A 3,544-nucleotide genomic window follows, 5' to 3' on the forward strand; every position below is an offset into this window, starting at 1 on the left:
CAACAAGCCCTTGCTGTTGAACGCGTCTATGCAGCGAATTTGGGGCTTGCAGACTATGGACCCATTTTAAAAGCAGGCATCACGATACTCTTACCAACCCTCCCCTATCCGAAAGCCACACCAGTGATCAGAATTTGGGGCAGTCAATCATGAAACCTTTTTGCACGGTTCTGGCAAATGGAGAAGACATCACAAAAACTCTTATGGATTATGTTTTGTCGATTGAAATTACCGATGAAGCAGAAAACAAAAGTGATCGTATCACTATAGAGCTTGATGACCGTGCGCGTGACAGTGATAACGGCTTTCTTGATATTCCTCTTATCGGGACAGTCATTTCTGTAAAACTTGGCTATGAAGGCGGAAAAAACCGCGATATGGGAGCCTATCTGATAGACGAAATCTCTGTAAGCAGCCCACCACAAAGCTTAAGCGTGACAGGGCGTGCCGCCTCCATGAACACGTCTTACAGAACCCCCAAAAGCCAATCCTATCACCAGCAAACCCTTGGCAGTATTGTTCAAGAGATAGCAGAGCGTAATGGCTATACGCCAAAGGTTGATCCTTCTCTTGCAAAAATCGTTGTGCGACACATTGACCAAACATCAGAAAGCGATATGGCTTTTGCTACACGCCTTGCAGAAGAATATGATGCGGTAGCAAAGCCCGTTGATGGTAAACTTGTTCTTGCCAAACGGGGTGAAGGCAAAGCCATCACCGGTGAAACACTCCCTATTATTGTTATTCATGAGCAACATTGCACCTCTTGGGATTTTAAATACAGCGCACGGGATGAAGCAGGTGCAGCCAATGGCTTAGAAACAGATGTGGGAGACGACCAAAAAGCCGCGGCTGATGCACGAGAACCAGAAGAGATTGATGATGATGAAAACTTTATCCATATGGATGACAATGACAGAGCACCATCATCATCTGAATCGGAAAAAGCAGAAACAACACCTGAGAAAGAAGAAGAAGACAAAGAGAAAAAAGGCGGTGTTCTCGCAACCTATCATGATATCCGCACTGGTGAAAAAAAAGAAGTCAAGGTTGGTAACCCGCCGTTTCATGAACTCAAATATACCTACCATAACCAATCAGAGGCTGTTGCGGCCATTGCTGCTTATCGCAATAAATCATCACGCGGTAAATCTTCTTTCTCATGTGATATCGGTGGTGATCCGTTTGTGCAAGCAGAAGCAAAGCTTGTTCAAGAGCCCCCTTTCCGCCCTTATATACCGGCAGAATGGCGCATCAAAAGTGTTAAACACAAACTTGATAAAACGGGTGGTTACACCACAAAAATAGAGTGCGAACTTTTTGATGCATCACAAGAAGATGCGGCTGGAAACGTTGCAAACACAACACCAGACAAGGACGATACCCTTGATCCAAACGCCCCACCAAACGCATGCGACGAAGGCGAAGGCGTAATCCATATGGATGAAGAGGATATATAAGTCAAATTAGTAAAAACGTAAAAAATCTCGAAAGCAGCTTGACAATGTGACGACAATATGAATAATCGAATCAGGTGCCTAAGAAACACCTTAATAGTAAGCGGATTTGGTTACGAAACAATCTCTTCTCCGCACGTTTAAAGGCTTTGACTCATTGTATGTTACACGCATATAATGATCTTGTCGGGTGTAGTTACGCTATACAATACCCTTTTGGGAAAAGCATAACGACGGACTTACTACCGTGTTTCTTAGCACCCGGCACTTTTTAAAAGTGTCATTAAGAAACATCTAAATAGTAAGGAATTCTTATGAACACTCTTATAGAAATTAAAGAACAAAATATTGGTCAAGAAACTGTTCAAACGGTTAACGCACGTGAATTACATACGTTTTTAGAAGTCAACTCTAAATTTGCAGATTGGATTGTACGTCGTATTAAAGAATATGGATTTTTGGAAAATCAAGATTATGGTTTTACGTTTCTCAAAAATGAGAAACGTAAAAATGTTATAAGTAAAGAATATCATCTCACCTTAGATATGGCGAAAGAGCTCTCAATGGTTGAGCGCAATGAGAAAGGACGTCAAGCTCGTCGTTACTTTATTGAATGTGAAAAGAAACTAAAAAGTCAATTTGTTGATTATGATGATATACGTTTTGCTTTCCCAAAAGATTGGGATAAAATGTCTCCAACTAAAAAGGCTGTTTACATTTATGGACCTCTCCACATGCATCTTGTCAAAGCCTTTACGTTGGTAGAAGAAAGCAAGCATTACAAAGCCATAATCAAAGAAGCAAAACAAGTCTTAGAAAGATCTGTAGTGAAAGCCGCTTAAGTAAAAAATATGCCTCCCCTCCCCGTTCTCAAAAATGGGGAGGTGGTCAAGATGCTTCTTCTAAAGCCGCTTGTTCCTTACAATTATTTTGGATAGGCGTTAAGCTAATCTGCAAATTTAAAGCACTCAAAACACTAAGAAAAGTAGAAAGTCGTGGATCACCTTTATCGCTTAAAGAACGATAAAGAGACTCGCGATTTAGTCCTGTCTCTTGAGAAACAGTTGTCATTCCTTGTTTACGCGCAATAATACCTAATACATGTGCAATATAGCCACTATTTTTGGTTTCTAAAGCATCATCTAATAAAATCTTAAAGTCTTCAGGCGTATTAAAATATTCACTTACATCAAATTTAGTAATTTCCATGTTTCATTTCCTTTACTAATTGAAGGGCTTTTTCGATATCTTTTTGTTGTGTGGATTTATCACCAGCATTTAATAACAAAATGATTTGTTTCCCTTGTTTTACAAAATAAATCCTATAGCCTGGTCCATAATTTATTTTTAGTTCACCAATGCCACGGAAATATTTCACGTCTCCTAGAAGCCCATATTCAAGGCGGAAAATACGTGCAGCAATTTTCTTTTGCACTTGTTTGTCTTTTAATGAGTCTAACCACTCTGTAAAATAGTGTGTTTTTTTAACAATAAACATCTGTAGTTTATATGCTACAAAATTGATAATGTCAAATACATTCTTTTGTTCCAATGAAAAAGCGACATGAGTTTTAACAAGCTATCTTTCCGAATGGGAAAGATGTCAATTTTTTAATCCAGCTCTGCTTTTGCGGGGCTTTTTTTATGGAGAATCATATGCGAAAAATATCATCAGAAGGACTAGCACTTATCAAACAATGGGAAGGTTTGCGTTTGAACGCCTATAAAGATGCCATTGGGGTATGGACAATAGGTTATGGACATACAAACAGTGCTGGAAAGCCTTTTATTTACGAAGGCATGACAATCACTGAAAAGCAAGCAGAAGAACTTCTTTGTCAAGATTTAAGGCAATTTGAAAATGCTGTTGAACGCGCGGTTACAGTTTCATTAACAGATGAACAATTCGCGGCGTTAGTCTCTTTTTGCTATAATGTAGGAACAGGAGCCTTTTGTAATTCGACACTGTTAAAAAAGCTCAATCAAGGTGAATATGAAGCTGTCCCTGCAGAGCTACAGAAATGGACCAAAGCAGGCGGGAAGCGTCTTGAAGGTCTAGCACACCGGCGTGCGGCAGAAACAGGCTT

At 39.8% G+C, this 3,544-nt stretch carries 6 protein-coding genes; 4 read left to right on the top strand and 2 right to left on the bottom strand.

Annotation, left to right across the window (positions count from 1 at the left end; translation table 11 throughout):
- The 3 genes from ACFIKH_RS08770 to ACFIKH_RS08780 form a co-directional block, all read left to right on the top strand.
- A partial coding sequence (locus ACFIKH_RS08770) for a tail protein X (protein WP_375671505.1) occupies positions 1-153 on the top strand: 153 nt, incomplete at its 5' end.
- Positions 150-1,460: a contractile injection system protein, VgrG/Pvc8 family gene (locus ACFIKH_RS08775; protein ID WP_375671503.1), complete on the top strand. Its 1,311-nt coding sequence runs from the start codon at positions 150-152 to the stop codon at positions 1,458-1,460. The genes ACFIKH_RS08770 and ACFIKH_RS08775, both read left to right, overlap by 4 nt.
- Before the next feature lie 311 nt (positions 1,461-1,771).
- On the top strand, positions 1,772-2,299 hold the full coding sequence (locus ACFIKH_RS08780; RefSeq protein ID WP_273783424.1) for an antA/AntB antirepressor family protein: 528 nt from the start codon (positions 1,772-1,774) through the stop codon (positions 2,297-2,299).
- A 46-nt stretch (positions 2,300-2,345) separates the two neighbouring features.
- On the opposite strand, the gene ACFIKH_RS08785 is transcribed toward ACFIKH_RS08780, so the two are convergent.
- Both ACFIKH_RS08785 and ACFIKH_RS08790 read right to left on the bottom strand, forming a co-directional pair.
- Positions 2,346-2,666: an addiction module antidote protein gene (locus tag ACFIKH_RS08785; protein WP_006589073.1), complete on the bottom strand. Its 321-nt coding sequence runs from the start codon at positions 2,664-2,666 to the stop codon at positions 2,346-2,348.
- A complete protein-coding gene (locus tag ACFIKH_RS08790; protein WP_006589072.1) occupies positions 2,653-2,955 on the bottom strand; it encodes a type II toxin-antitoxin system RelE/ParE family toxin in 303 nt (100 codons plus the stop codon). Before ACFIKH_RS08790 ends, ACFIKH_RS08785 begins: the two co-directional genes overlap by 14 nt.
- 158 nt (positions 2,956-3,113) lie before the next feature.
- Here ACFIKH_RS08790 and ACFIKH_RS08795 point away from each other — a divergent pair.
- Positions 3,114-3,544 (top strand): lysozyme (locus ACFIKH_RS08795; RefSeq protein ID WP_375671504.1); only part of this gene is annotated, 431 nt, incomplete at its 3' end.

Source organism: Bartonella sp. SD1336NMGDW (genome assembly GCF_042193565.1).
Taxonomy (GTDB): Bacteria; Pseudomonadota; Alphaproteobacteria; order Rhizobiales; family Rhizobiaceae; genus Bartonella; species Bartonella grahamii.